Origin of the sequence: Fodinibius sp. Rm-B-1B1-1 (assembly GCF_038594945.1) — a bacterium.
In the GTDB taxonomy this organism is placed as follows: Bacteria; Bacteroidota; Rhodothermia; order Balneolales; family Balneolaceae; genus Fodinibius; species Fodinibius alkaliphilus.
The window spans coordinates 1,007,439-1,033,277 of the sequence record NZ_JBCFYD010000002.1 but is presented as its reverse complement, the minus strand read 5'-3'; the positions used below and the strand labels follow the sequence as shown (position 1 = coordinate 1,033,277).

The window sequence follows — 25,839 nt, the reverse complement described above, 5'->3', positions numbered from 1 at the left end:
ATGTAAGTAGAGTAACTGGTTATCAAATAAATTGACCTGCTATGTTTTCTGAGCCGTACCTTGCTGCTGTTATACAGATGAACAGTCAAACTGATATTGAAGCTAATTTAGAACAAGCTTATTCGTATATCGGGCAGGCAGCACGGGAGGGTGCCAAAGTAGTGGGACTGCCCGAGAACTTTTCTTTTTTAGGTGGATTATCAATGCGGATGGAGCAGGCCGATGCTATTGCCGAACAAGTACCAACGTTCTTATCAAACACGGCTAAAGAGTTTGGGGCTTATATTATGGGAGGGAGCTATCCTGTTCCTACAGGAAATGGCAAAGTATATAATTGTTCCACGCTTTACAATCCCGAGGGAGAACAGGTTGCAACATATAACAAAGTACATCTATTTGATGTCGATTTAGGAGATGACGAGTCGTATCGTGAATCTGATTACGTGGAGGCGGGAACCCCAGATCCAATAGTTCATAAGGATGATCAAATTGGGAACTGGGGATTGACGGTTTGTTATGATCTGCGATTTCCTGAACTGTATCGCGCGCTTGTAGATGGGGAAGCAGAAATACTATCGATCCCCTCAGCTTTTACGTATACCACGGGACAAGATCACTGGCGGCCATTGCTGAGAGCCCGAGCGATCGAAAATACGTGCTATATCTTCGCACCCGCGCAAACCGGAATGCATGGTAAAAATCGCAAAACCTGGGGACATGCCATGATTATTGACCCGTGGGGAGAGGTGATCGCTGATGTGGGAACAGAGCCGGGTATTGCAATGGCAGAAATCAATCCAGATTCTTTGCAAGGATTTCGTTCAAAAATCCCATCCCTGCAACACCGACGGATGTGATTATTTGCGCCTTTTTACGTTCATAGGGTGTAAGGCTTATTATCAGTCTGTATTTTTGATCCATTATCATAAGTATTTCAATCGGAACGAAGTATATATGTTGGTAGGAGTGAAGTACCTATATTATGATGAGTGAAATATATATCATGATGATGGAAGGAATAGGTTAGTGTCTTATGTAAATGAGAAGAGGGGGGCTGATTAGAAAACTATCTGTTTTTAAACGGCAGCTAGTTTTCTCAGGTAACATTATTACTCATTTTGAATAACAGTTGATCCACCAGTAATATAAAGCTGCCGAGGATTCCCAAGATGGTGATGCAAAGCAGCGGCTCCCAAATCACAAATCCACCGATAACACCCAGTACAGCTCCAAGGTATTGGATATACCGCAATTGTTCGTTGGTAGCAGATCGAATAATGTTTGAAATTTTCTGCTCATCATAACTGCGGAGGTTTTCCTCGACAAGGGCATGTACATCAAGCTGGTTTATGAGTTTATAGAGTAGGGAGGTAACGATATTTTCGATGCCTTCGCTGTTTTGGTCGATTTTCTCAGGAAGTTCGTCCAGCAGCGTATCCATCTTGTCCAGCCCGTTTTCTACTGAGGTCGGGATTTGTACCAACGCCTCTTCAATGATTTCTTGCATCTGCTGTCCCTTGACGAAGGTATATGTTTTAAGGGCAATTTTTTCGAATGATTTATTATGCAGGGCTTCTTCAATTTGCGTTAGAATACGTTTGGCAAGGGCTGCGCGAATTTCAGGGTTGGCAATCATTTCATCAAGGTATTGGACGACCCACTGTTTTAAATCACTGCGAAAAGCGGGATCATCAATAATATTTTTTACATAGCGCGTGGAGAGCTCGCGGTATCGTCCTATGATATTCGATTCATTAATTTTCTTTTTGATGATTTCTGGGTTAATAAGATCCTGCGAAACGGTTTGGGCCAATCGAAAAGCAATACGATTTTTTTGAGCAGGGATCAGTCCATGTCCTAATATAGGACGCTTTTGGGCCGGCTTAAATAACATGGTAATAGCCAGCCAGTTTGTTAAAAAACCGATTAACCCACTTACACTTATAATTCGAAGTAAACCGTCAAAAACCAACAGCTTGCCAAATACTTCTGTATCGAACGCATCAAAATCCCAGAAAAAGGAAAAGATAAATAGTCCTAAAAGGAGGTAAGGTATAGCTGATAATATTGAAACCAGGGTAGAACTGTATTGTTGTTCTTTGGCAGGTTTAATCCTTGTTTTTGCAGGTGCTTTTGAGAGACTGCGAACATCAGTATAGCGACTGATTATTCCCCATAGGTATCGACCGTGTTCCCGCGTTTTTTCTTTGGCAGCCTCTAAGGCATTTTGGGTATCATTTTCTGATAGGTGATGATCCGGCATGATATGAAAGATGTACAATTATAACTTGAAACCACTGTACGTAAATATGGGCAAGGAGTTGTGAGAAAACAACTGTGCTATGAAGAGAGAAGATCTTCAATCTTATGAAGATAAAAGTTTTCTTTGCCGGTCATCTGCTCTTTCGTTTCTTGGGATTGATCGTCATATCCCACCAGATGTAATAAGCCGTGAATATAAATCCGTAAAAACTCTCGCTGTTCTGATTCGTCAAACTCGTGAGCTTGTTCCTTAATGCGCGGGGCACAACAAAAAAGTGTTCCTTCGATATTATCATTGGTTTCAGCATCATCATACCGAAAAGAGATAATATCAGTTACATAATCCCGGTCAAGGTGCTCTTTATTTATCTCGATGATTTTTGCTTCATCAACATAGACTACTTCAACAAAATTGAAGCTGCATTCTTCGTGATCAGCAATTTGTTGGGCTATATCCGAAAGAAGATGCTCATCAAAGGGAAGTGGGGCATCGGTTTGGTTAAAAACCTGAATATCGAATGTAGACTCAGCCATTAGGTCTAATCTTCATCAAACGAAAAATCATCCATATCTACCGATTCGGTAAGCGACAGGGCGATAGCGCTCATCATAAGATCTTCAGGCAATTGAGTAAAATCACTGTTGAGTATGATTTCACTGACGTTAGCATATAAACTGCAACCAGCTCCTTTTTCAACGATTAATCCTGATGTGCGTTCATTTTGTCGGCCAAAGAACGTTACCTGCTGCAAAATATCACTGGCGATAAACGCGGTACAATTATGCAGTTGTAAGAATGTTTCCTGCGCATAAACCGACACCATATTTAGGTTTTTGCCTTTTACATCCATTCCTAAATGGATTTCAAGGGCCAGTCGGCGGTTTTCTTCTTCGTTTACAACTTCTAATCGGTAAACATCATCGCCCAACGGTTTTGCTTTAGATCCCAAAACCTCAGCAATTGCGTCGATATTTTCTTTGGTAAACTGATGAACCATTGGTTAGAACAATTATGCAATATTTCGTTTGATTCGATGGAATATAATATGCTAAGCGTTAAATTAGAAATTAATGAGCTTAGTATATTTCATCGAAGTTAGGACTTTTTATAGCTGGAACCTATCGAATTCCTTTTTATTTTCTTCTTTGGTTGCAGGTATTGATATGCGGCCACCCGTAATTTCATTCACGCGATCATGAAGCTGAGTAGCCTCTTCATCATTGCCATTCATAAAGTAGATACGTTGAATAATCGTTAGATGGCTGATAGCTCTTGAAATATCTCGAGCAACTTTTTGTCGTTGCGAGCTAATACCTTGCATTCGCTGCTGGAGCTGTTGTTGCGTTTGCATGTCCGCATTCTGTTTTGCCTGTTCAGCATCCTGTGTCAACTGGGCAATTTGAGATTGGATATTATCATAATCTGCAATAGTACTTTTAAGGTTTTCTATGACATTTGGTTCAATCTCACGAGCTAACTCAGCAGCATTTTGGGTGCTCCCCACATCAGCATAGCTATAAGCATATAGTATGCTTGAATTGGTGTTATTCGTATTTAACGGCAGGCGTTCTTCACCCCACTCAAGCCAGTAACTGGCACTGTCGGGCTTACCCATTTGTTTGTACTTGTTAGCCAGCTCGGTGATACTGAATCGGTAATTGCCGAGCATTCTACGGATGTTTTCGTCCAAATAGGTGTCGGGATTATTCCATTGTCTGAACTGGAAGTTCGATAACCTTTTTGCATGAATACTTGGATCCATCCAGCCATAGCCCTGTGATTTACGACGTTGCGGCACCACACGAAAGGCCTTGCCTTCAAACCGGAAATAGTTTTGCAGGTTCATTTGACTCTGGTTGGATACCGTATTAGCAAAATAAACGGGACGTTCCCAATCGTTAGTTTTAAGGATATCCAGAATGATTTCATCCTGTACCTGTGTATAGTATTGGCGATTACCTTGACGATCTTGTCCGGCCGGACGCCCTTCGTAATACCAGGCGACTTCATTATCAAGAGAATCTACGGGTAGCTGGAAGCCAATCTTAGATAAATCGAACCCAAGTTCTTTATCCGTATCTACCCCCATAGCTTTTTTATATTGGTCCATATCACTAAAGATGGTATCCAATCTTTCTTTATCAACAGGTATACGAAGCGTATCTGGGTTATGGATCGAGTATCCTCGCGAAGAAAGTTCATCAATTTCATCGTTTGTCAAGGAAATTGGCAGTGGAGCAGATTCATGGGACCACTGATTTTTTAGTTGCTTGATATACCAATCGGTATTAAGCAAACTCAGGCAAACAATGCGAACATCCGTGCGAATGCCCTCAACTTCCTGCAGGTACCAAAGGGGGAAGGTATCGTTGTCGCCATTGGTAAAAAGAATAGCGTTTGGTGCCGTGGAGTTGAGCAAGTTATACGCATAGTCGGGTGCTACATATCGCTCACTGCGGTCATGGTCGTGGAAATTTTCCATGCCCATCCATACCGGAGCAGCTAAAAACAGTACTCCCAAAATAGCATAAGAAGCTATCTTGCTTGATCTTAAATAATCTTTAACTAATTCTATTATGCCAATGCCTCCCATGCCAATCCATATGGCGAAGGCAAAGAACGATCCCACGTAGGCGTAGTCCCGCTCTCGCGGTTGCATGGGGGTTTGATTGAGGTAGAAAATGATGGCCAGGCCCGTAAAAACAAACAGCGCCAAGACCGATAGCGCGCGCTTCCAATCATTTTGGAAATGGAATAGCATCCCAAATAATCCCAACAGAAAGGGAATATAGAAGTAACTATTATGGGCAGGATTTTCTTCATGTTCAGTTTCGGTGAAACCAGACTGCCAGCCGGCATCCTGAATATCAGCATCACGCCCAATAAAATTCCACGCAAAGTAGCGCCAATACATGTGGTTGACCTGATACCGTAAAAAGAAATCTAAGTCACTCGAATATTGTGCATATTGTTGCACATGCTGTGGTTTGGTTGAGTACCGACGGGGGAAAAAAGCTTCCTCATCTCTGTTAATAGTACCTTGGCTATTGTCATAAGTATTACCGGTAAGCAACGGCGTTTGCCCGTATTGCTCGCGTTCCAGATAACTGATAAAAGCCTCTACCGTTTCTGGGTCATTTTCATCAATGGGAGGGTCAGCAATAGAACGGATAAATATCAGTGAATACGATGAGTAGCCGATGAGAATCATCGTGTAGCAAAGAATAATGATATTCGCCATCCGGTGACCGTTCTTCTGGGTGTAATAAAGGCCCCAACCCATAGCAAGCGTGACAAGAATAATAAATCCAACCGGACCAATCAGTCCATAGCTGGCATTTGTAATCCATTCCAGCAGACTGGGGATACCCTGAATGGTACCCGGGTAAACCAATAAAAAGGCACCTGCTGATGCTGCCATCAATACTCCAAATGACTGGTAACTAAATTCATACTTTTTGAAATAAATGATCAGTGCCACAAAAAACAGGGCAAGGAGGTTTAGCAGGTGGATTCCCAAGGCAATCCCAAACAGATAGGAGATCAGAATGATCCAACGCTCGTTGTAGGGCTTATCATGATGTTCGGCCCAGACCAATGCAAGCCAGACGACAAGCGCTGTAAACAGCATCGAAAGTGCATAAACTTCTGCTTCTGCTGCGCTAAACCAAAACGTATCAGTAACGGCAAATGTAGCGGCGCCGAGAATAGCTCCACCATACATACCGATTTTATCTATAACGAGCATCTTATCAGGAGCTCCTTTCCATTCACGTACCAACCGTACTACAATGAGGTACAACAGCATAACGGTTAATGCAGAGCTTAAGGCACTAATAAAGTTGATGCTTGCTGCTACATAAGCAGTGGGCATAAACATGCTAAAGATGCGTCCCAGCAATGAGTAGAATGGGGCTCCGGGAGGATGGTTGACTTGTAGACCATGACCAACGGCAATAAATTCTCCGGCATCCCAAAAACTGGCGGTGGGAGCCATTGTCAGTGTATAGAGAATAAGAGAAGCGAAAAACGTGATTAAAGCTAACGTACGGTTGGTCGTCTTATGATTCGAAAACATTCGTACCTAATACTTTAAAATGCTGTTTGATTGAATTCTTTAGCAGGCAATAATAGTGATAGGCATGATGGAATCAAAATGATATTGTACCTACCTGATTGTACCCGAATGAATTTTCTAACGATCAGGAACCGGCAATATTTTTTTAAAAGACGTTATGATTTTCTGTTTTGGTTGCCACTTCCAAAAAAAATCCTTAAAAATAGGCGCTGTTAATACAAATAAAATTATTGAGGATTCTTTTATGGGCGGCAATAATCAAAATGGAAATCTTTTTTCATCAAAACTGGGATTGATTCTCAGTGTGTTGGGAATCGCTGTCGGTACGGGAAACATCTGGCGATTCCCGCGTATTGCCGCACAAAATGGGGGGAGTGAAGGGGCTGGAGCTTTTCTTATCGCTTGGATTACCTGCCTGTTTTTATTTTCTATACCACTAATTATAGCTGAATACGGCATTGGGCGACATGGGCGAAAAGGAGTTATCGGCTCATTTATCAATTTAGTTGGTAAAAAATATGCCTGGATGGGTAGTTTCGTTGGCTTTGTTGCTACGGCTATCATGTTCTATTACAGCGTTGTTGCCGGATGGTGCCTGTACTATCTGATTGAATCGGTTACAGCAACTCTGCCGGCCAGTGTAGAACAAGCTGAAACTGTTTGGTATAGTTTCCAGGGGTCGGCGTGGCCTTCTGTTTTTCATGCTATCATGATTGGGTTGGGTGGCCTCATTGTTGTAAAGGGAATTTCATCTATTGAGCGAATTAACAAAGTGCTTATTCCTTCGTTACTGCTCGTGGTTGTAATTTCACTGATTCGTGCTGTAAGTCTTCCTGGTAGTTTTCAAGGTCTTGAATATCTGTTTACACCCGACTGGGCTACTCTTTCACAGCCTAGCCTATGGCTCGAAGCCCTCACGCAAAACGCCTGGGATACCGGGGCCGCATGGGGACTTATCCTCACTTATGGTGCTTATATGCGTAAAAAAGATGATATCACCATTAGTGCACTACAAACGGGTATTGGGAATAATATTGTGTCGCTGCTGGCTGCAATGACTATTTTTGCTACCGTATTTGGTACGCTGGGTAGTAGCATGGGCAATGGAGAGATTTTGGATATTATGAAAACCTCGGGTCCGGCCTCAACGGGACTTACCTTTATGTGGATGCCTCAACTTTTCAACGAAATGGCTGGGGGCAAGATTTTTGCCATTCTCTTTTTCTTAGGATTGACTTTTGCTGCTTTTAGTTCGCTTATCTCAATGATTGAGCTGGCCAGCCGTGTTTTTGTGGATATGGGATTCCCCCGAAAAAATGCCACTATCGCTATTTGTGTAACCGGCTTTTTGCTGGGGATGCCGTCAGCACTTTCGACTGATATTTTAGCCAATCAGGATTTTGTGTGGGCGGTTGGCTTGATGGTCTCAGGAGCCTTTATGTCGTTTGCCATCATCAAATTTGATCCCGATAAGTTTCGTTCTACCATCGTAAATACGGGGGAACACCGCTTCGAGTTGGGCAAATGGTGGACCGTCATCATCAAATATGTTGTACCGGTTGAAGTGATTTCACTACTTATCTGGTGGATTTATTTAAGTATTACGGCTTACGCGCCAGACAGCTGGTATAATCCGCTAAGCGCTTTTTCTGTAGCCACCATTGCTGTGCAGTGGGGTATCGCTATGGGACTATTCTACTTGTATAATGATAAAATAGCCGAAAAAACGGTGAGCGGATCAGAATAGAAGTTATTGTCTGGAATCTATTTTCCGGTCGATACTTTTGAGTGAATCGCGAATTTCTTTTAAGACTGCTAATGTGGATTCCCCATTGTTGCTTCCGGAAGAACTATATTTGTTATCCGTTACGTTATCTCGTTGCTCGAGCACTTTTTTCCGGAAATCCGAAGCATCTTTAATACCAATTAGGGTAAGGTCAGCTTGTCCCTGTCCGCTGCCCCCAGCCGTTTCTACCTTTAAGATACTGAGGCCAAAATATTTTAATAGCGGGCCTTCTTTGAATGTCAGATCCTGGATCTTATCCAACGGAATAGTCCGCTCAACATGAAAGATAATTCCCTTCTCAAAACGGAGCGCGCGGGTAGTGAGTTCAGCACTAAGATTATCAAAATATTTATTTATGAAGTATGGAGCTACCAGAAAGTAGATAGGGAGGAGTACGATCCCAACAATTGTTAGTGTTGTGATGATAGCTCCATAAATTAGCAGGTAGCGTTTAATGCGTGTATTGAATTCTGCCTTTTGTAAGGTTTTGGATTGCGCCATGGGAATAGTTAGTTGGAATTTTTAAAACAGTCTTAATTCGTTTTATTATCCAAGTTGGATAAGTTTTCAGTATCGGTGTTAGATAGGTCCATTTCCACAAAATCGAGCGCAGCAGAATTCATGCAATAACGAAGACCCGTCGGTTCGGGGCCATCATTAAACACATGCCCAATATGAGATCCACAGCGTGAGCAGACAATTTCAGTACGTGTCATAAACCAGCTGTTATCCTCTTTTTCGTCTACTACAGAAGGTTTTATCGGCTTCCAATAGCTGGGCCATCCGGTGCCAGAGTTATACTTATGCTCGGATAAAAAGAGCGGCTGACCGCAAGCACCGCAATAATAAACACCTTCTTTTTTGTTATTATAATACTCGTTTACATATGGTAGCTCTGTGCCGCGATCTCGCAAGACATCGTATTCATCATCAGTAAGAATACTATGCCATTCCTCTTCCGTCTTTTGGACTTCATATTCCATGGTATCAGTGGCTTGAGTAGCTAAATCACTGCTCATGCTTGTTCCGGCATGTTTTATCTCGTGCTGCTTTGGGGATTTATCACTGGTACAGTTAGCTATAATGAGTACGGTAAAAAATATGAGTGGAAATATCTTGAGTGCTTTCATAACAAATTACTTAGTTAAAGGACACATTATTAACAGTACAACGGATGTTCCCATTCGGTATTTTAGTAATGGCTAATCAAAAAAGTTCGACTCCAACTGATAATCCAAGCCAAAAAATATATTCTCTACCTTTGGCACCAAAATCAAAAAGTCGGTATTGTGTATAGCTATTTCGACCGGGGACTTTAGAAATTAGCATATTTAAAGTGGGACCGCCGTATAGTTTTAATTCCTCATAAAATTCTTTACCAAACAAAAGCCGATATTTGTATTTGGAGTTCAAGTCTGATGTCCATCCGCCCTCGTTAATTTTGAAGTAGGAGAAATCTGTATATAAGAAATGGTTTTCATATTCATGATGACGGCCAATACTCCATCCAATTTGCCAAACATCCCGGTCGAGCAGGGGATTGTATCCAATGGAAATCATATTATACACTTCGTGGGTGCCTAATTTTAGGCCTACATTGCTAAAACCTGTTTCGCTTGTCCAGGTATCGATATTAACACGACCATCCCCGTAATAGCTGATCAATCCAACAGGAACGCCTTCAAACTCTCGGGCATAGTTAATGAGGCCGAACTGAATACCTTGCGCATTGTCGGCCACGTTTACTAATCCTGATTGAATACCCTGAAAAGATTTGCTGGCGTTAATGGTTGACAGGGCAATACCTTGAAAGGATTTTGAATAATTTAGGACGCCGGATGCGGCAATACCCTGCATATCGTCCCGGGCAATATTTAATAAGCCAGAAAACAGAAGTCCCTGCATATTGCCTCCCGAAATATTAGCAGTCCCGGCTCCCAATAATCCCTGCATATCGGTGTTGGATATATTTGCTACTCCCGAAAATTGAAGTCCTTGAGAACTTTCCCTGGACAGGTTAAGAATTCCTGCCAGCTGAACGCCCTGCATATCGCTGTTCGACCAGTTCCCAATACCTGCAAGTTGAATTCCCTGCATGTTGGTACCGCTGTAATTTGCTAATCCCGCCAATTGAACACCAGCTGTGTTTTGACCGGTATAGTTTGCTAAGCCGGCAATTTGCACGCCATGAGCATAGTATTTGTGGGCGTTAACAAGTCCGCCGAATTCAAAGCCGTTTTCAAGTCCCCCGTGATAACCGGCAAGTATATTCCATGAGTACTTAGCTGCATAATTATGGGCATCAATACCGTTTGTGGTTAAACCGGGAACCAAGGTAAATCGAAAGGTTCGATATTCCAGATCATATTCCTTCCAATGTTGATCAGATCTGTCTTGCGCCCCAGCAAAAGAAGTGATAATCAATAAGAGTGCTACAGAGCCAACAAATTTGTAAAGATACCGTCCCATCTTCGTTGAAAATTTAAATGTATTGAGATTCTATTTTCGGGAGGGGGTTTACGAATCTAAGCTGAAAAAGTTTAACGAAAGAGGAGAGATCTAAAAAATAGTAAATCCGGTGTAAAAAATATTTGAATCAACTCCGGGATTCACTTCCCCAAACTGTCCGTTAGACATATGATGATATTTGTATCCCGCCGATAGAGAAATATTTTCTAAGACCATAACCTCAATACCACCGCCCAGTTCTAACGTAAAATTGAACGGTACGCCGCGCTCATCAGGGAAGGGTTTTTTGAAATACATGAAGCCGGCCGATGATTTAAAGAAGGGTTGGATAATATTGTTTTGATTGATGTTTAATTGAAAACCAATAGGGGTGATACCAAAACCACTAAAAGATCCTGAACGGTACCGAGGAGTATCCGAAAGGGTATAATTGGCCGCTAAATTAGCTTCTGTCACATATTCCAATAAGTGTCTGTTGTTATATGTCGCCAATTTTCGGTTATACCGAATGGTATAAATACTGAGTGTTGCCTCCGGAATTTTTCCCCAAAAGCCCTTTGTTGAAGCAAAAGAGTAGCCAGCGATGAAATTCATTTCATGAACACTGCTTGTCGACTTATTAACCCATGAAAAACGATCAGTAAAGTGAGAGCTTGACTCCGGCTTGTTTATGTTGTTTCTATCTTGTGCATAGATACTTCCTGCTATACTTAGGATAAAAAAAACCTGTAGTATTATTCTAAAAATCATTTGTACAGCTAATTGTTATAAAAATATTTATATGGCTTTACCTGAATTTATTATCGAGTTATTCTTCTGCTTCTATGAAAACCCGTTTCACTAAGGGATGTTTTTCTTTTATTTGGTCTGTCAATTTAGAAATATCTTGCTCGATGGAAGCGACTTCTAATGAATCTTTAAAGTTAACGCTTAAATTGACCAGGATATAATTTGGTCCCATGTGTAATGTCAAGACCTCATTAACGTTAGATATAGCAGCGTGATTTGAAGCCATACCAGCAATGCTATTAATAATTTTTGGATCAGCACTTTCTCCAATAAGCAATCCTTTTGTCTCATATGCCAGCCACGCAGCAGTAACTCCTAATATTATTCCAATAATAATGGAAGCAATACCATCAAATATATAGAGGCCAGTCCATTGTCCCAGAGCAATACCAATAAAGGCAACAAGTAATCCTAATATAGCGGCTGAGTCTTCAAATAGCACGACAAAAAAGGTAGGATTTTTTTCTTTACGTACCGTCTCAAAATAGCCCCGATCACCACTCACTTTATCAAACTCTTTCCAGGCAAAATACCAGGCAAAGCCTTCAAATATCATCGCTAATCCTAAAACTATATAATTTATTAAGGGGTTTTGAACAGGGTGGGGATCCATCAAGTTATGAATACCTTCATAGATCGAGATACCGGCTCCAACAGCAAAAATCATAATCGCAACTATAAAGCTCCAAAAGTAGATTTCTTTGCCGTGTCCAAAAGGATAGTCTTTATCCGCTGGTTTTTTAGCCTTTTTGAGTCCAAGCAGAAGTAATACTTGGTTTCCAGTGTCTACCAAAGAGTGGATTCCTTCCGACATCATAGCAGAACTGCCAGTAAAAACGGAGGCAATAAATTTTGTGATGGCTATGAGCCCATTGCCAATTAGAGCTGCATAGATAACTTTTTTTGAAGATGCGGCCATATTATATGTAGATCTATTTAAAAGAAGGTAATTGTTTTGCTATTGATGTTTCCAATTATAGGTAAATAAATCGTGTCCCAAAAAGTAGAGCTACGACTCTTTTAATCGTGATATATGTACATGAATTTTTCCCGGGGAATATTATGAGGCTTCGCTCTTTTGATGATCTTACTAATAAATACAATCAAAGGTACAAAAGGAAACTGGTATAATTATTATTGATTATTCTTTTAACTATTTGATATATATGCTTTTAAATAAAATATATAGAAGTATCGCATGGCAATACTTGTTGGTAGAAAATACCTTAAGAAAAATAATGATTTGCCGATAAATATACTTCGTAGGTTACTTAACCACGTTTTGTTTCAATTTATCCAATCAGTAGGTACATAAATGGTGATGATAAAAGTAGTTTGACTGATTTCTGAATAGATTTGTAAACAGGCCAAATCTGTAAGGATTCCGGGTGAAATCGATCATACTTATAGAGGATAACTAAAAGCTTAAGGCTATGGCAAAATCGATACTATTGAGTAAGATCCGAACAGAAATCAGAAGACGAGGAATGAATTATCGGGCCGAGCAGACGTATATCGGTTGGATTACCCGGTTTATCTACTTTCATAACTTGACCCATCCCAATAAGATGGGAGAAAAAGAGGTCGTTGATTTTTTAAATCACTTGGTCAATCAGAGAGAGCTCCCCGATTCGATCCAAAATCAAGCCCAAGAATCACTACAGTTTTTATATAAATATGTTCTGGGGTCGCCTTTGCCCAAATTGAAAGGCGTTGTAAAAGGGGAGGCGCCCTACAAAGATTGGTCCGATAGTGGGTATCAAGAACACCAAATTTCTGCTACATAACTTTAGGCTTGACCATTTCCTTCCGATCTACGCTCTTGGAAAAATTGTCTTAAAATTCCTTCGCAATCCCGTTCCATAAATCCCTGTAATATTTCTACCTGATGGTTTAGTTTATTATTGGAAGCAATATTGAAAAGACTGCCACAACTGCCGGCTCTTGTATCCCACGTACCAATAACAACGCGATCTAATTTTGACCATACAAGTGCTCCAGCGCACATAGGGCAGGGCTCAAGGGTAACATAGAGCGTACAATCTTGTAAATACTTTTCCCCAAGTGTTGAGCATGCTGCGGATATGGCCAACATTTCTGCGTGGGCGGTAGGATCGTTAAGGCGTTCTGATTGATTATACCCCTTACCGATAATGTGATCATCTTTAACCACGACAGCGCCTACAGGCACTTCTTTCTCTTCATACGCCTGTTCGGCCAGCAAGTAAGCCTGGTGCATAAACTTGAGATGTTTTTGGGCACCTGAAATATCAGAGTTCATTTTATTTGCTTCCTTGGAGGTGAAATAACTATTATCAGATTGGTAATTTAAACCAAAAAATACGGTAAATGGACGGAGTTAAACAACAAATAATTGCACTGCTTAAAAAGAATATTCGCAACATACCTGATTTCCCCAAACCGGGTATTCAGTTTAAGGATATTACGCCACTACTTCAGAATCCGGATACTCTTGAGCTTACATCGCAAGTATTAGCTCGTCCATTTAGAAAAAAGAATATTGATTACGTCGTGGGATTGGAATCTCGTGGATTTTTATTTGGCACAAACCTGGCTCAAGATCTTCATGCTGGGTTTATTCCCATCAGAAAGCCGGGTAAATTACCGGCAGAGACTGTTTCGGCCACTTATGCGTTGGAGTATGGAGAGGATACTATAGAAATGCATAAAGATGCCTTCTCGAAAGGAGACCGGATTCTTGTTCATGATGATCTTATTGCTACTGGTGGTTCTGCTAAAGCGGCCACTGATTTGGTCCAAAAGTTAGGCGGAGATGTGGTGGGATATTCTTTTATTATTGCATTAGAGGCTCTTGAAGGCGTTAACATGTTACCGGATCACATTCAAAAAGAGGTTTTATTATCGTTATAACGTATAGACTGTCTATGCACGCCCATCTAAAACCTGTTAGGAGGGAAGAAGTCCGTTAGCCAATCATTAACGGGAACATTTATTCATAAGACCCTTTATAAGTAATTGTACAACATTAAAATAGTACAATTACTAATTAACAAGTGTTGGTCTTATGAAATTATTAATACAAACGGTAACAATGGTATCAGTGATTGCGGCCTTGCTGTTAACCGGCTGCAAGCAATCAATGGTTATCAGCCAGGTTGACTACTCGCAATCCATTGAATCAGTACTACAACCGGATGAAGACGGTACGGTTGAAGATAAAAAGCACGGGCTAAAGTTTAATATTAAGCCTATTCAATTTGCGGAGACACAGGACTCATCTTCCGTTACAACTGAGCAGGTGCGCTATATTCGCGGTCAGGAAGGGTATTACTATATTACAGCTCCTGACTATAAACATGTATATGTGATGGCCCCTGAAAAAAATAAATTGGTATTAAGAGAAACGTTGAAAGTTTCTGATGAAGGTATAGGTGAACCCGCTTTTAATCAGCGTTTATCTTATATCCAGCTACTTAACCGTTCTACCGGTGACGTTTGGAAAGTGAATGCCGACGAGATTCAAAAACAGGAATCGCAAATGGCCAAACGGGAGGAGAATTAACTATGAAACTACGAATAATAGTATTACTTACGGTTTTTGCAGGTTTTTTTTCAACTACTGCTATAGCGCAGCAGGCGCAATCGGATTATCAAATTCAACAGGAATTTAAGCAGCAGTATGCTGATTATGAGCAAGAGCTTGAAACTATTGCTGAGCCTGATAGTGCTGAAGTATTAATTGAATCCATCAAAGCATTTGATGAAAAGTACAGCAATCACGAAGAACTGCTTAATAGTGCACTATATCCAGAGACGTATAACAAAAAGATAGAAGAGTTGAAGAAGTCTTCAGTAAAAGCACTTAACAGGACTGAGACGATTACCGAGCAGCAGCAAAAGCTTCAGAAAATGGAAACGAAGCTTGCTTCGTATGAGGAGAACTTAAATCAGCTTGACCAGCAGACTGATTCTCTGAAAACAGCCATCCAAAAATCAACCGAAAGTGAGAAAGAACTCTCGGGAATGGTGCAGGAATATCGTGAGCGCTTGGAAAAGCGGGATGAGTTAATCCTCACATTTATTGACTCCATGGTGGTTACCTACCAGGATATGGATCTTGAGGCTTTGGAAGAGTTGGAAGATTATGATGGAAAGCAGCGTATTAAATCCAACGATGCCTTAAAATTAGTCCATGATATTACAGAAGAAAACCTGCAAATACTGCAGCGCAATTCTACTAATCTTCAATTAGAGGATTATATGAGAATGGCGGAAGTGAATTATCAATTTGAGCAAATGTGGCAAAAGCTGGGTGATAAGATCCGGGAAGTTTATGACGGTAATAACGCTGAAATGCTTGCGAATAATACCGACCGCAATATAGAGCAGTGGAATACTCAGTTAAATACTCATACAGTGAATGCTCTTAATGACTATTTTGCTCAAAAGGATATTGAAATAGAGTCTTTTGAATCTGCTGATCAATTTCATGCTTCGTTGAATAATTATTTGGATCGAAAAATAAAACAGAGCAAAGAGGATCGATCCGAAGCCAATTATGAAGATCTGCAGCAGTTCAAGGAGTTCTGGAATCCTGTACAAATGGAGTGGACGAATAGTTTAACGTATGCTGATATTTTGAATACGGATGAAATGGCTTCTTTAAATCAAAAGGTAGATACATGGACGCAAGAAGCTCAGCCCCGATCCAATAACATTTTGGTCTATTTGCTGGGTGGAAGTGTGTTATTAGCAGTAGCACTGGGCGTGATGCTTATTCGTGAAAAGAAAAACAAGCGATCGGCTTAGTATTTAATTAGACAAAAAGAGTCTATAATAAAAAGGGATCCGTTATTGTGACGGATCCCTTTTCTAATTTAAACTAAGGTTCTTGCTTGCTGTCTGCTGCTTCCTCTTGATCCAAAAGTTTAATAAATAAAGTCATCGAGCTGGTTATGGTATAGTATTCCTTGCATGCTTTTATTAACGCAAAAATAAGTAGAGCCCACGCTCCTATGCCAATGGCAAGGTCGCTCCAGTGCCAACTCATGCCAAACTCGATGAGATACCAGAAGGCATAAAGAGTTCCAATAAATACACTGAATGAAACTGACCAAAAGATATTTTTTGCTTTATCAATTTGATGTTCAGCAAATTCCTTTAAGCGGTTTTCTTTGAGCAGTTGCTTATCCTTATAGAGGAATAAATCAGTGTAGATATTTGTAGCTCCTGACGTTTGTAATTGCTCTTTAAAGAATTCTTCAAGGACTTCTTTGTCAGCCATACTATATCAATTTTGCTTAGGATTTAAGCGTGCTTTTTTGGCACTGTCTTTTTGTGCAGAAGAAAGGGAATCATCAAAATTATAGAGTGCATTTTCCCACGAGCCATATACGGGATTGGGAAGGATATACCAGGATCGGTTCCACCGGTTGTTATTTGCAACTACTAACTCATCTCGCTGCTGTTGTGAGATTCCTTTTGCCGAAATAAAGTCATTCAGGTCATCGCCGAAAAGCATGATAATACGATGGTTTTTAGCCACATGGGCCCGGCGTTCTGTTTTTGCTGAGGTCCAATTTTCGCGTTCATGGTTACTTAGGATGCGATCTTCATCCTCATCAAGTGGAAAGCCCAACTCTCGAAGGTTCTTACGGGTAGCTTCTTCAACTTTAGCTTCGCGGTTGGTGAGATAGAAAATTTCAACGCCCTGTTCAGCTGCCTGTTGGGTGAATTCTACAGCTCCGGGAACGGCATTAGCGTTGGCTTCCCTAACCCATGCATTCCATTGCTGTAAATTAAAACTACTGTTTTGTTTAATCATGCGAGCCTGGAAAGGGGAGTTATCGAGCACGGTTTCATCCACATCTAAAATGATAGCCGGAGGCAATTCTCTGAGTGAAGAGTCCTCTTGCTTGGGGGAGGCGGTCCAGTAGGAATCCTCAAGAGCCATCGAAAGGTTGTTAGTTGCTGTTTGATACACGGACGTTGTGAGAGCTTTGTACTCCGCAGCATTTTGAACCCAAAGCGTGGCCGAAGTGGTAGGATGTTGTAAGGTGGATGTGCTACTACATCCCGCAACAAACAATAGTATGAGGAAAGTGAATAATGGCAGTTGTTTTTTAAGGGTAGAGAAGGTGATCATAAATAGATTCTGAATTGCATTATTTTTAAATATATAAGGTATTAAAAAGTAATAATATTTAAAGGATGGAATATCCAAGTTAGCAGATGATACAAAGTGGAATAACTTGTATACTTGGGTGGGTTCATTAACGAATAATGTGATGAAACGATGGCTGCTAAAAGAAAGGAGTTGAAAATAATTGGCAGGTTAGAGCTAATCGATTTTCCCCAGTGGGATTTATATGATATCGATGCCAAGATTGATACGGGAGCGTATACTTCAAGTTTGCATTGTCATCATATAAAATCTGTTGAAAAAGAGGATGGGGAATATGTGCGGTTTAATTTGCTGGATCCATCGCATGAAACCTATAACGAAAAGCTTTTTGAGCTGCCCATCCACCGAAAAAAGGTGGTTAAAAGTTCCAATGGACAAAAAGAAGAACGCTTTGTTGTTAAAACGAAAGTTCAACTTTTTGATCGCTTATTGACGGCTGAACTGTCGCTGACCGATCGCTCTGAAATGCGGTATCCGGTGTTGGTGGGACGAAAATTGATTAGCGGTCGTTTTTTGGTTGATGCATCCAAGAAATACATAACGAAAAAAGAAACGCAAGAACATAGCTAAACTTATACATGCACATAGTTGTCTTATCTCGAAATTCTAAACTTTATTCAACCTCACGCCTTACCGAAGCGATAGAAAATGCTGGCCATGAGGCTACAGTCTTAGATCACTTAAAATGTGATATCGTCAGTGAAAAAGATAATCCCTGTATTTATTATCGGGGGACGAAAGTTGAGGGCGTGGACGCCGTCATTCCTCGTATTGGGGCTTCGGTTACGTTTTATGGATCTGCGGTGGTCCGTCAATTTGAAATGATGAAAGTGTTTACAGCCGTTGAGTCGCAGGCGCTGGTACGATCGCGTGATAAACTGCGAAGTTTGCAAATTATGGCTCGAGCCGGTGTAGGAATGCCCAAAACGGTATTTACGAATTATTCTACTGAGGTTCGCAAAATTATTGAATCAGTTGGTGGGCCTCCGCTTATTGTGAAGCTTTTGGAGGGTACCCAGGGCGTAGGTGTTGTGTTAGCCCCAACGTTTAAGGCGGCAGAATCGATTATCCAGGCGTTCCATAGTATGAAGGCGCGGGTTATTGTGCAGGAATTTATTGAAGAAGCCAAGGGCGAAGATATCCGCGCTTTTGTAGTGGACGGCAAAGTTGTTGGCGCAATGAAACGAAAGGGCGTGGAAGGGGAATTCCGCTCGAATATCCATCGGGGAGGTACCGGAGAGTTAATTCAACTTACTGATGAAGAACGTCGTGCGGCTCTTATTGCGGCCCGGGCAATGGGGTTATCGGTTGCTGGTGTAGATATGTTGCAATCTGAACGAGGTCCGTTGGTCTTAGAGGTTAACTCTTCTCCTGGACTTGAAGGTATTGAATCAGCAACGGGAGAAAATATCGCCTCTCGTATCATTTCTTTCGTTGAACGTAAGGCTATTGAACTCAAGAATAATCCCAGTGAGAGTTTTAACTTAACTCGCAATGCCTGATACTATTACGATTAACGACCACGAGGTTGCGCCGGGTGAACAAAAGGAAATTCAGCTTAATATTGCCCGGCTTCCAACATACACGAATATTGACTTACCCGTTCATGTATTTAGGTCCAAAGAAGATGGACCAACCTTATTGTTAACGGGCGGTTTGCACGGTGATGAGCTTAACGGCATTGAGATTATCCGCCGTATGATTGCTAAAGATCAGCTTATGCCCAAGCGGGGCAGTGTCATCGCTCTTCCGTTAGTCAACGTCTATGGATTTATTCAAAATGTACGCGGCTTGCCGGATGGTAAAGATATCAATCGGAGTTTTCCCGGAGTAAAGGGCGGATCACTGGCACGTTTGTTGGCGTATACGCTGATGAATGAAATTGTGCCACAGATCGATTATGGCATCGATTTTCATACTGGTGGCTCGGCCCGGGCAAACTTTCCGCAAATCCGTTGTACGTTCGATGACGATAAGAATGTTGAGCTGGCCAAGGCTTTTGAACCGCCGTTTGTGGTCCATTCTTCACTCATCGAAAAATCATTTCGCAAAGCTGCGCATAAAAAAGGGAAACATATTTTAGTATATGAATCTGGCGAATCTACGCGTTTTGATGAGTTTGGCATCCAGGAAGGAATGAACGGTACCCTGCGCTTAATGAAATACCTGGGGATGAAAACCGAGGCTCCGAAACCTATCCAGCAGACCGAAACGTATAGAAAAACGACGTGGGTGCGGGCCAAATATGCGGGATTGTTTAAGGCTAAAATTTCACTCGGTGATAAGGTGAAAAGGCGCCAGGTATTGGGATATATTACTGACCCCTACGGTAATGAACAATTTAAATTTAAGTGCCCGCACGAAGGCAGGGTTATAGGATTAAATTATGCAGCTGTGGTACACAAGGGGGATGCACTTTTACACTTAGCTTACGAACCATAATTAGTTTTACATTTTACCATGCAACACGATCTATTATTTCATATAACGACAAAAGAAGACTGGAAGAAATACAACAACAGCGGAAATTATGAGCCGGAATCTCTTGAGGAGGAAGGCTTTATTCACTGTTCTACGGGAGACCAAGTGCAGGAAACGGCGAATCGTTTATTTAGTGATCAAGATGAAATTTTGTTGTTGATTGTTGATGGCAACATGTTTCGCGAAGACATCAAATATGAGCGAGATGAAGATAGTGGAGAGAAATTTCCGCATCTATATTGCCCGTTAAATACTAACGCTGTTATTGATAAAATAAACATTAAGGCTGAAGATGATGGCACCTTTGATATCTCAGTAACGAGCTCCTAAACATGGTTAAGCAAGCGATATCCCATATCAAAAATATTGCTCAGATTCCTTCTTTCAGTTCTTACGAGGAGCGGTTGCATCCCTACATGCACCAAGTATTTGAAAATGTTGACGGTGCTAAAGAGCTGTCCGTACCGGGAAATAATCTGATCTATAAAATAGAACGGAATCCCAATAAGCGGTACATAGCATTCGCTGCTCATTTGGATAAAATCAATCACTATGGAACCGATTACCCGAATCCATTGCCTGTAGACATGGTAAATGGACAGATCGAAGGGGCCATGGATGACAGTGCCGGCATGGGGATTGTTACGACTTTGGCTGAGCAGGCAGCAACCCACGATTGGCCGAACGTGCTGTTTTTCTTTTCTGAAATGGAGGAGAAAAAGGGGTTGAAGGAGCACCCTGAGTTGCTCAAAGAGCATGGAAAGGGACGAACGCATGGTATGGGGGCACGTCGTATTGCAGAGGCCTGCATCAAACAGGATATTATCCCCAAACAGGTTATTACCGTGGATACTACGCCGTTGTTTAAGGGCGAGCAGGGGATAGCCCTTTACGCAAATCACTGGGAGTTAAATGATTTAACTCCTTCTAAGTTCTTGAAAAAAGAGACAAAACGGGTAGTACAGCGTTTCCTTGATATCGATTCTGATATCCGAGTAGACAACAATACAAACGATTATCTTCATTATGGCAAAAAGTTCAATGAACAATCCGATGAGCCCATTGTTTCTATTGCACTTGAACCATCTATTTATCCCTATCACCAAAAAGGAGAGCGGGTATTTGTCGATGATATTCAGCGCTGTTTAAATATTCTGAGAAGGTATTTGGATACGTTTTCTTTGTGAATCGGCACGCTTCCTTATACAACCCGGCTGCAAAAGGAGGTGCGTATTCAGACAAGATAGATCAATTACAAGCAGCAACTTCAGGTTATGAAATGGAAGCATTTACCAACAAGTACATATGTCGCCGGGCATATGATGTTGCTTTCCGTTCGAATGGGAGGCGGTTCTGCCAATTAATTGTTATTGGAAGGGGAATCTGAATCTAATGAGTGAATAATTCTCCCTTCGCTAACAAATGAAATACCTTGACTTTGAGCAGCACTAATCATCACCGATTCTATAACCGGCTGGGCTACAGAGTGTTGGGCTTCCCAAATGACCAAGAAGTTTGCTCCTACTCCTCCTCGCAAGTCATCTTCTTCTACTACATATGACACTGAAGAAAGTGGCATAATCTCTTTTGGGGACTCTAAATACTTTTGAACTAAAGTACCCTTGGAATCATAATAATAAACCCTGGTAATAGTAATGGAAGAGCTAAGATCCGTATTCCGGATACTAAGGGTGGCCGTTAGGTTAAAGGTTCTCTGAGCATTCCTTTGATAAATATGAGAATATACGGGCACGTAAACAGTGGCACCGGTGACCGCATCAGTGCTATAGGTAATAAAATCTGAATACGTAGCTAAGGTATCGGTATCCCTGAAATTCTTATCAGCCCCTTCTTGGTTACTGCTTTCTCCATCCCCGGAGCAAGAAAGCATTGCAAAGCTTAAAATCCCAGCAAGTAACATTCTCAAAAATCTGTACTTCATAAGCATTGTGTGATGATGAAATCATTTTATTACAGATAAATATATAAGAAAAGCTGGTGAAATGTTTAGTAGACTAAAACTAAGCTAACCTTTGTTTAATTCATTTACTCCCATGGTAGATGTTTGAACCGTATTATGTAATTGGGGAGAGGAATTTCTTGCTGCAATGTTGGAGCGGCTCTAAACATAGAGCGCTCAGCAAATTTGTTGGTGTCCATTTCGTTGCCCGGATAGCCCAAAAATCATTCCTGTACAAATAAACTGTAAGGATTGCTTTTCTTATCGGTCTTACTAAACAGAGAGGAAAAAAAGTCCCATCAAGAGATGCCTTCCGGAGGTGTTTCTTTCATAAACTACAAGAGGGTTGAGCCGGGGATTAAAAACTATTCCGGCGCATGTGTGATGGGCCACGAATATGAATTGCTATGCGGGGCGGGCTGTATAGCAGATACGGAGAGCAACGCGAAGCAAAAACATTCGTTAGACACCTATCAAAACCCTGTTAACTAATACTAATAATTATGTTACAGTACTATTTGATAAAAAATGAGATAAACAATGGTTCAGATAATTATATAGCCGTAAGCAGTAATTTGAAAACCTTTACCATCGAAGACGTTTTTGATGAAATCGTTCATCCCGGCTCTTCCATAAGTAAGGCCGAGGCACTGGCGACCTTCGAGTCGCTGACCGAGGGCATTATGAAGCTGGTACGGCAGGGCAATTCCGTGGTGACGCCACTGGTGAATATCCGGTCGGATATCAAGGGCGTTTTTGAAACGGATGAAGATACCTACGACTCTTCCAAGCAGCAAGTGGTGGTAAATATGTCGCCCGGGCTACGCTTGCGCTCGGTAGAAAATGAGATCGAGGTGACGAAGGTGACACAACAAAAGCGCGAGCCGATGTTGCTTCACTATTACGATAATACCTCCGATACCAGCGACGAATCCATTACCCCGGAAAAGGGCGCACGCATCACCGGGAATATGCTCAAATTCGACGAAGAGGATACCGACCAGGGCATTTTCTTTGTGAATGTCGATGATGGCACCGAAACACGCCTGGATAATCGCTTGCTCCGCAATAAGCCGAGTGAGCTGATCTTTAATAATCCCACCTTGCCGGCCGGTAATTACGAGCTGGAAGTGCGTACGGGACTATTAAACGGATCATCCATCCGTACGGGCAGGCTTTCGGCCTCGTTAACGGTAGCGTAATGGTATCGTAATTATAGATATATACCATTTACTGATATTAGAGTATTCAGGGGACTTAGAGAGAGAGGCCTCTTTATAAGCGGGTGCAGGAGTTGCACTCCAATGAGGCCATTAATAGCGCATGCCGGGTTCTTCGTTAAGGACCCGGCATTTTTTATGGATGCATATAGTGTTTTTAGTATTTGATCCCAGTGCTGAATTAGTCTCAACCTATTGGCGCTGCATCAACAATGTACTAACCTGACCAACGGATAAGCTAAGGGTATTTCCCAATAAAGTTATCAACCAGCCGGATTATGTGAATACCCCCTGGGGGTATTGCAATTATCCCTTAGGGGATATTTCAATTATTACTATAGGGTTAGTCCAATTATCCCTATAGGGATAATTGTATTAAGGGGGGGGATGTTCTGAAGGGATAATGAGACCTGTCTAAGTTAAAGCGCTGGTTAAGTTTACTTTTATTGTAGAAATTTGAGGAATTCTGCTACACACTCTTCAAAATTTTCATTGCTTTTACTTACTAGTACTCCTCGTGACATTAGAGCATCTTTTTTAAACCCATTTAACTTTTCTAAGTAAATTTTTGTGGTATCTATACCAATATTTTCATAGTGGTCATCTCTAAATGATTTAATACCATCTCTAAAAGCACCAATCACTAAATCAGAAAGCTGTAAACCTATTGAATGATTCATATTTGCAAAGTATACAGAATCATTAAAACCTAGTTCTTTTAAATTACCGCAGTAGTAAGGCACTCCATCAACTGATTGCCCTTTATTGTATGCGTAGTAAAATTCTCTATTAAATGGTTTTGGATTATGACTATCGGGCCAATCTAAAATGATAGAAAAGGATGAGGTGTCATAGGCGCAATAACCGACTCTCATTAATGCGTTAGAAAATGAATATCGAAGTAAATCATATTTTACCTGATCTAAGTCTTTTTTCTTTTGAAAATTTTCAATACATGACAAAACAATTTTATATTCAGTATCTGCTAACTGTGAAAATATATCTTTCCTCCAATCCTTTGAATTCTTAAGAAGGGCTTGGTAATCATCTTCTAAACCAAACTCTTTATATTTATCTTCTAGATCTCTAAAGTTCCATTTTACTGGCATGTTTGGATGAGTATAGTCTGACTTGATATTTCTAAATATTTCTGAAACTTGATCTAAACTTTCTTTAGAGATGACTATTCCACCGAGTATGAAAATATCAGGGATTCTATTTCCTTTTTTTGATCGAAAGTCAGTATGATCAGCAAACCAATAGTTCATTAATTTATAACCTTACTTATAAATATCGTTAACGAAATTGCCTATGAGGTATGTACGTAAAATAAATACTGAATTGATTAATAATGTACGTAAAGCTAAAAGCCAAAAGTCAGCAGGAGAGGGCAAGGTGCGTCCGCTTTATGCTCGGTTAAACTTCTCTGCCATCTAGATTCTTAAAAAGATCGTCAAAAAGTCGATTCTCAATTTCTAAAGCAGAGTTGACTGGTTCTAAGTACTTTGAATTAATTTCATCTATTTCTGATCTAGTAGTTCTGAAAAACATTGAATGTGGTTTCTTACCATTAATGTTGATATGAAATGATAATACAAAAGTATTGATGTCTACCTGTGATTTATTCAAGAGTGAGAATATTTTGTAAGCATATGAGCAAACTGAATCATGGATTTCAAAGACATCAGGACTTGCAACTGAAACATGGACATTAAACCAAGCTTCTTCTCCTTTTCTTTGATCTAAAAATTGTAGCCTAAGATCACCATCTAAAAAATCTTTGGTCTTAAGTGGATTCAATTCCTTTAAGTCATGAGACTCTAGATACTTTTTTAACGCTTTCTTCTCCTTTGAAAAGTCTTCTGATTTCTCAGGCTGTTTTGAACCACTCTGAATTTCTAATTGTGTGTACTTAAAAAGGTTCGGTAAGAAATTGATTATCCGATAGATTGAATAAAGTAGAATCAATAAAGTTGAATAGAATAACCCCTTGCTTGTAATTTGTAAACTGCTGGTTGAGTAGTATGAAATAACAACTGGATAAACAACAAAAATGGTGATAGTAGAAAGCAGAAGAATATTACTGAAAAAACCTAGATTACGTATATAGCAAAAATAGCTCCGAATGCTACCAAATCTTTGCGGAACTAACTTTTCGGAGAAAATTGTATGTAAGTAGCCTAACTGCTTGTAATAGTCCATTAGTGATTTGATGAAAAGGAATGCAAAGAGATAAAATAAACAAGATAGCAGAAGAGGGTACATTGTTAGGTATAATGCAGCGATAGGAACTATTGTCAAATAGCCTAAGGAAATCAGTAGGTTTTGTCCAAATTTCACATAGTATTCCAGAAACATATTTCGACTAAACTCAAAAGAAGAGAAGCCATCTTGGATAACATATATCAAACCCGCAAATGCTAGACCAAGCAATACACCTGAAATCGATAATAAAGTTCTATAGTAATTTGAATAATCATTTAAACTAGCTGGGTCTAGTAAATTTTCAATCATAGGTTACAATTTATTTGATAAGCCTAGCTTAAGTTTATTCATATCAAAACAAATAGTAGATATCTAAACTATAAGATGCAAAAGGGAGGCATGGGTATAGCGAGGCACGTCCG

General features: G+C 40.7%; 27 protein-coding genes. 12 read left to right on the top strand and 15 right to left on the bottom strand.

What is annotated here, in order from left to right; genetic code table 11:
- Window positions 1–41 precede the first annotated feature (41 nt).
- Window positions 42–857, top strand: a complete 816-nt coding sequence (locus tag AAFH98_RS11930) for a carbon-nitrogen hydrolase family protein (RefSeq protein ID WP_342522945.1) — start codon at window positions 42–44, stop codon at window positions 855–857.
- Between the two features lie 239 nt (window positions 858–1,096).
- Here AAFH98_RS11930 and AAFH98_RS11925 read toward each other — a convergent pair whose 3' ends face one another.
- The 4 genes from AAFH98_RS11925 to AAFH98_RS11910 all read right to left on the bottom strand — a co-directional run bounded on the left by AAFH98_RS11925 (window position 1,097) and on the right by AAFH98_RS11910 (window position 6,341).
- Entirely contained in the window at window positions 1,097–2,263 is a 1,167-nt protein-coding gene (locus AAFH98_RS11925; RefSeq protein WP_342522944.1) for a DUF445 domain-containing protein, read from the bottom strand.
- 77 nt (window positions 2,264–2,340) lie between these two features.
- Complete coding sequence (gene ybeY, locus AAFH98_RS11920) at window positions 2,341–2,796, bottom strand: rRNA maturation RNase YbeY (RefSeq protein WP_342522943.1); 456 nt, start codon at window positions 2,794–2,796, stop codon at window positions 2,341–2,343.
- 5 nt (window positions 2,797–2,801) lie between these two features.
- Complete coding sequence (locus AAFH98_RS11915) at window positions 2,802–3,260, bottom strand: hypothetical protein (RefSeq protein ID WP_342522942.1); 459 nt, start codon at window positions 3,258–3,260, stop codon at window positions 2,802–2,804.
- Window positions 3,261–3,368: 108 nt separating this feature from the next.
- On the bottom strand, window positions 3,369–6,341 hold the full coding sequence (locus AAFH98_RS11910) for a glycosyltransferase family 117 protein (protein WP_342522941.1): 2,973 nt from the start codon (window positions 6,339–6,341) through the stop codon (window positions 3,369–3,371).
- A gap of 244 nt (window positions 6,342–6,585) precedes the next feature.
- On the opposite strand from AAFH98_RS11910, the gene AAFH98_RS11905 reads away from it, so the two are divergent.
- On the top strand, window positions 6,586–8,088 hold the full coding sequence (locus tag AAFH98_RS11905) for a sodium-dependent transporter (protein ID WP_342522940.1): 1,503 nt from the start codon (window positions 6,586–6,588) through the stop codon (window positions 8,086–8,088).
- A gap of 3 nt (window positions 8,089–8,091) precedes the next feature.
- On the opposite strand, the gene AAFH98_RS11900 is transcribed toward AAFH98_RS11905, so the two are convergent.
- The 5 genes from AAFH98_RS11900 to AAFH98_RS11880 form a co-directional block, all read right to left on the bottom strand.
- The gene (locus AAFH98_RS11900) at window positions 8,092–8,628 is read right to left on the bottom strand and encodes a PH domain-containing protein (protein WP_342522939.1); all 537 of its coding nucleotides are present in this window, start codon (window positions 8,626–8,628) and stop codon (window positions 8,092–8,094) included.
- 32 nt (window positions 8,629–8,660) lie between these two features.
- Complete coding sequence (gene msrB, locus AAFH98_RS11895; protein WP_342522938.1) at window positions 8,661–9,257, bottom strand: peptide-methionine (R)-S-oxide reductase MsrB; 597 nt, start codon at window positions 9,255–9,257, stop codon at window positions 8,661–8,663.
- A gap of 76 nt (window positions 9,258–9,333) precedes the next feature.
- Window positions 9,334–10,596 carry a hypothetical protein gene (locus AAFH98_RS11890; RefSeq protein WP_342522937.1) on the bottom strand — a complete coding sequence of 421 codons (1,263 nt, stop codon included), beginning with the start codon at window positions 10,594–10,596 and terminating at the stop codon, window positions 9,334–9,336.
- Window positions 10,597–10,686: 90 nt separating this feature from the next.
- The gene (locus tag AAFH98_RS11885; protein WP_342522936.1) at window positions 10,687–11,190 is read right to left on the bottom strand and encodes an acyloxyacyl hydrolase; all 504 of its coding nucleotides are present in this window, start codon (window positions 11,188–11,190) and stop codon (window positions 10,687–10,689) included.
- A 214-nt stretch (window positions 11,191–11,404) separates the two neighbouring features.
- Window positions 11,405–12,304 carry a cation diffusion facilitator family transporter gene (locus AAFH98_RS11880; protein WP_342522935.1) on the bottom strand — a complete coding sequence of 300 codons (900 nt, stop codon included), beginning with the start codon at window positions 12,302–12,304 and terminating at the stop codon, window positions 11,405–11,407.
- A 514-nt stretch (window positions 12,305–12,818) separates the two neighbouring features.
- Between AAFH98_RS11880 and AAFH98_RS11875 the strand changes: the two genes are divergently transcribed.
- Complete coding sequence (locus AAFH98_RS11875; protein ID WP_342522934.1) at window positions 12,819–13,172, top strand: site-specific integrase; 354 nt, start codon at window positions 12,819–12,821, stop codon at window positions 13,170–13,172.
- A 2-nt stretch (window positions 13,173–13,174) separates the two neighbouring features.
- On the opposite strand, the gene tadA is transcribed toward AAFH98_RS11875, so the two are convergent.
- Window positions 13,175–13,666, bottom strand: coding sequence for a tRNA adenosine(34) deaminase TadA (gene tadA / locus AAFH98_RS11870; RefSeq protein ID WP_342522933.1), 492 nt, complete (start codon window positions 13,664–13,666; stop codon window positions 13,175–13,177).
- A gap of 68 nt (window positions 13,667–13,734) precedes the next feature.
- Between tadA and AAFH98_RS11865 the strand changes: the two genes are divergently transcribed.
- The 3 genes from AAFH98_RS11865 to AAFH98_RS11855 all read left to right on the top strand — a co-directional run bounded on the left by AAFH98_RS11865 (window position 13,735) and on the right by AAFH98_RS11855 (window position 16,176).
- Window positions 13,735–14,277 carry an adenine phosphoribosyltransferase gene (locus AAFH98_RS11865; protein ID WP_342522932.1) on the top strand — a complete coding sequence of 181 codons (543 nt, stop codon included), beginning with the start codon at window positions 13,735–13,737 and terminating at the stop codon, window positions 14,275–14,277.
- Window positions 14,278–14,431: 154 nt separating this feature from the next.
- Entirely contained in the window at window positions 14,432–14,929 is a 498-nt protein-coding gene (locus AAFH98_RS11860; RefSeq protein WP_342522931.1) for a hypothetical protein, read from the top strand.
- Window positions 14,930–14,931: 2 nt separating this feature from the next.
- Complete coding sequence (locus AAFH98_RS11855; protein WP_342522930.1) at window positions 14,932–16,176, top strand: hypothetical protein; 1,245 nt, start codon at window positions 14,932–14,934, stop codon at window positions 16,174–16,176.
- 73 nt (window positions 16,177–16,249) lie between these two features.
- Here AAFH98_RS11855 and AAFH98_RS11850 read toward each other — a convergent pair whose 3' ends face one another.
- Both AAFH98_RS11850 and AAFH98_RS11845 read right to left on the bottom strand, forming a co-directional pair.
- A complete protein-coding gene (locus AAFH98_RS11850) occupies window positions 16,250–16,651 on the bottom strand; it encodes a hypothetical protein (RefSeq protein ID WP_342522929.1) in 402 nt (133 codons plus the stop codon).
- A 6-nt stretch (window positions 16,652–16,657) separates the two neighbouring features.
- Complete coding sequence (locus AAFH98_RS11845; RefSeq protein ID WP_342522928.1) at window positions 16,658–17,512, bottom strand: 5'-nucleotidase, lipoprotein e(P4) family; 855 nt, start codon at window positions 17,510–17,512, stop codon at window positions 16,658–16,660.
- Between the two features lie 150 nt (window positions 17,513–17,662).
- Between AAFH98_RS11845 and AAFH98_RS11840 the strand changes: the two genes are divergently transcribed.
- From AAFH98_RS11840 to AAFH98_RS11820, 5 genes are read left to right on the top strand one after another with little or no spacing between them, the layout of a single operon-like run.
- Window positions 17,663–18,121: an ATP-dependent zinc protease family protein gene (locus tag AAFH98_RS11840; RefSeq protein WP_342522927.1), complete on the top strand. Its 459-nt coding sequence runs from the start codon at window positions 17,663–17,665 to the stop codon at window positions 18,119–18,121.
- Between the two features lie 8 nt (window positions 18,122–18,129).
- A complete protein-coding gene (gene rimK / locus AAFH98_RS11835) occupies window positions 18,130–19,053 on the top strand; it encodes a 30S ribosomal protein S6--L-glutamate ligase (RefSeq protein ID WP_342522926.1) in 924 nt (307 codons plus the stop codon).
- The gene (locus AAFH98_RS11830; RefSeq protein ID WP_342522925.1) at window positions 19,046–19,993 is read left to right on the top strand and encodes a succinylglutamate desuccinylase/aspartoacylase family protein; all 948 of its coding nucleotides are present in this window, start codon (window positions 19,046–19,048) and stop codon (window positions 19,991–19,993) included. The genes rimK and AAFH98_RS11830 overlap by 8 nt, the downstream gene beginning before the upstream one ends.
- Before the next feature lie 18 nt (window positions 19,994–20,011).
- Window positions 20,012–20,362 carry a DUF952 domain-containing protein gene (locus AAFH98_RS11825; protein ID WP_342522924.1) on the top strand — a complete coding sequence of 117 codons (351 nt, stop codon included), beginning with the start codon at window positions 20,012–20,014 and terminating at the stop codon, window positions 20,360–20,362.
- A gap of 2 nt (window positions 20,363–20,364) precedes the next feature.
- Window positions 20,365–21,219 carry a M28 family peptidase gene (locus tag AAFH98_RS11820; RefSeq protein WP_342522923.1) on the top strand — a complete coding sequence of 285 codons (855 nt, stop codon included), beginning with the start codon at window positions 20,365–20,367 and terminating at the stop codon, window positions 21,217–21,219.
- Between the two features lie 173 nt (window positions 21,220–21,392).
- Here AAFH98_RS11820 and AAFH98_RS11815 read toward each other — a convergent pair whose 3' ends face one another.
- The gene (locus AAFH98_RS11815; RefSeq protein ID WP_342522922.1) at window positions 21,393–21,953 is read right to left on the bottom strand and encodes a DUF3124 domain-containing protein; all 561 of its coding nucleotides are present in this window, start codon (window positions 21,951–21,953) and stop codon (window positions 21,393–21,395) included.
- A 542-nt stretch (window positions 21,954–22,495) separates the two neighbouring features.
- Between AAFH98_RS11815 and AAFH98_RS11810 the strand changes: the two genes are divergently transcribed.
- Window positions 22,496–23,194: a DNA-binding domain-containing protein gene (locus AAFH98_RS11810; protein WP_342522921.1), complete on the top strand. Its 699-nt coding sequence runs from the start codon at window positions 22,496–22,498 to the stop codon at window positions 23,192–23,194.
- A gap of 461 nt (window positions 23,195–23,655) precedes the next feature.
- Here the strand turns inward: AAFH98_RS11810 and AAFH98_RS11805 are convergent, their stop codons facing one another.
- Window positions 23,656–24,480 carry a DUF3800 domain-containing protein gene (locus tag AAFH98_RS11805; protein WP_342522920.1) on the bottom strand — a complete coding sequence of 275 codons (825 nt, stop codon included), beginning with the start codon at window positions 24,478–24,480 and terminating at the stop codon, window positions 23,656–23,658.
- A gap of 148 nt (window positions 24,481–24,628) precedes the next feature.
- Entirely contained in the window at window positions 24,629–25,726 is a 1,098-nt protein-coding gene (locus AAFH98_RS11800; protein WP_342522919.1) for a hypothetical protein, read from the bottom strand.
- Window positions 25,727–25,839: the final 113 nt, after the last annotated feature.